We start from the raw sequence: 2,622 nt of genomic DNA, 5'->3' as shown, positions 1-2,622 counted from the left end.
GCCTAAAAAGATGGGAATTTAGGATTTTCAATAAAAAATCGATAGCTTACGCTATTCCGGTTTTCAATCAGGTCTGCAATTGATTCTTTAGTAACATCGTTAAGATACAAACCAATATAGAGTTTCATAATTCGAGTTGTTATTTTTGGAGTTCCCAGTTCAATTCCGTGTCCACGGCAGTATATCAGGTTACATAGGAGTTGTACCTTCATTAGTGCCAAGTATGCAACTTTGTAATTTTTGTTAAAATAATATTTAAATAAATTTATTAGGCTTCCTTTGTTCTCTACCGCCTCATGAAGATAGATCGTGATTACGTGCTCGCATATCTCAGAAAATTGGAAGAACAGTATGGTGGGTATTTTGGGACTGATCTTTTTAATCTTGCAAATGAATTAAATGTGACATTATTTGGTCTTAAAAAGGTACTGGGTAAATGGCTGAAAGAAGATTCAGACTTTGCATCTTTACGCTATCTTGGGATACATAAGCCAGCTATAACTCCTGATGAATTTGTGGAGATGGAAATCCGACGTGATAATAACCCACTTGAAGTCAAAAAATACATATTAGACGACCTTAACAAAGAAAGGAATAGTGCAGAAATACCTCACATTACAAAAAGGACTTTCTACCGTGGAATCAAACAATTCGATAAAGAGTCATCTTTTACATGGTTTGTGCGTAAAAACATCAAAATTCCTTTAACATATTCTGTCGATGATGCCCGAAATTCGTTATCAACAGTATTCACTTACTCTGACCTAAAAACATATGGCGGAGCAGATATACAAGCAATTTATGATCGATGGGCTTCAGCCAGAGCATATTTTTCAGTATATGAAGTAGAGCCAATCTTGTTTTATCCTGAACTTCTCAATCGAGAAAGACAACTTAGAAGCCTTCTCACTTCGATACCACCTGACCGACTGGAAGATGTTCAAGCAAGGCTTACATTTGAAATACAAACTGCATTTGTGGTAGAATGTTTAGACCTTTTTCTCGAAGAAATCATTCATCGGAGGGGCAGAATTCAGCAGTCAATGAATGCTTCCAGGCAGAAGGTAGAGAATGAACTCAGAAAAAAGGCACTTGACTTAACGAGAGCAACGATAAGAGAAAACATTCAGAAATCCTCACCAGACATGGAAAAGCTGCATTCCCTCTCAGAAACAGTTTCTGAGGACATAAAAGCCAGAATTGTACTTTTGAGGAGACATAAAGAAAGTTGTCAACTCATCCTGAAAGTGATTGAAAATCTGGTGAACACACTTGGAAATGATATTATATTTCATACAAACGAAGGATTGAATTTTTACAAATTGGCTTCAGGTGAGACGACATGGGAGTATCTTGATGAAGTAACTAAAAGAAGACTTACAAGAGATCCAACTCTTACAAGAGTGATCGGGGATAGCAACGAGGATATTGCACAATTTCTTGCTGTAGATAGACTTGTAGAATACATTCGACATGGAAAAACCACATTTAAAGGCAGCTACTGTTTCCAAAATATCGGCTCCAGAATGAACGAAATTGGAGCTGAAGAAAGAGCTGGATTCCTTACAAATGAAATTCTGGAGCAATTAATAGCAGGTACTTTCTCGGTGGACATCTCACCACTTTGTGAGACAGGGAACATTCATGAAGAAATAGAGGATTTGACATTACCAGCATGGGTTGACCTGTCCAGTGTGCTTATGGAAGTTTCAAAGCATGTCCGAGAGAATACCCCTGGCTGGTTCGATGAGCATATTGCCCTATTCAAACAACAAACAGATGGCATGTTCAATATGGAATATACTGAAGACGATTTTGCGGAAAGGCTTTACGATGCCATAGGCTTTCTGGGAAGGAACCTGAGATATAGAGATTCTGAAAGGTTCTGGAATCTCAGGTATTTCATACAAAGATATGCCACTGAGGCTGCTTTGAGACTGGAATTTAAATTCATCCATCGCTGTATGGAGAGTCTGAGTGGAAATAAAGTTGAGGCAGTAATCTTAGACACAATCGGTATTGAAGGAAGAAAAAAGAGTATCCTTGCAACATATCATGGAAGATACCATACGATTGGCATGGCAGATTTAAGAGCAGTTTCCGTTGATATGCTTCCTGTTTTTTCATATGGGTGCAGATCAACAGATACAGAAGCCATGAATGTTGTTGAAGTTATGAAAGAGGTTCAGGAAATCTGCAACGGAAGTGTTAAACTATATTCTGGAAATGGTCATACCACAAGTAGAGTGGCAGCAGGCATGGTTTACTTAAGCTTTGGTGTGGTGGCTGCTGGTAGAATTCTCCACAAATCCACAAAACCACTTGGGAAGAAAAGGATTAACAGACTCAGAAAAAACATTAGTATCCTTAACCGTATTGGAAAATTGCTCAGAGAGGAACCAACTCTTGGGCGGATTATAGCATCCAAGAAACATGTATATGTGGATGGTGTAAATGTGAGGAAACTCATAGAGGATACGGGTTATCTGATTCTTCATAATGTTGGAAAGATAGAGCTTCCTATTGACGATTTAAGTCAGACGGTGGAGAAGTCGAACTATCTAAAGAGAAAAGCAAGAATCGTGGAAGGAAGCATCACAAGGGTAGAAAAGCACGAGGCTA

The 2,622-nt window shown here is 38.4% G+C and carries 1 protein-coding gene; it reads left to right on the top strand.

Features of this window, described 5'->3' with window-relative positions:
* Positions 1 to 296 precede the first annotated feature (296 nt).
* A partial coding sequence (locus MNV_RS04780) for a hypothetical protein (RefSeq protein WP_143311635.1) occupies positions 297 to 2,622 on the top strand: 2,326 nt, incomplete at its 3' end.

It is taken from the genome of Candidatus Methanoperedens nitratireducens, assembly GCF_900196725.1.
Lineage (GTDB): Archaea > Halobacteriota > Methanosarcinia > Methanosarcinales > Methanoperedenaceae > Methanoperedens > Methanoperedens nitroreducens_A.
Note: the sequence above shows the minus strand (reverse complement) of the source record. Positions and strands in the feature narration are given on the sequence as shown.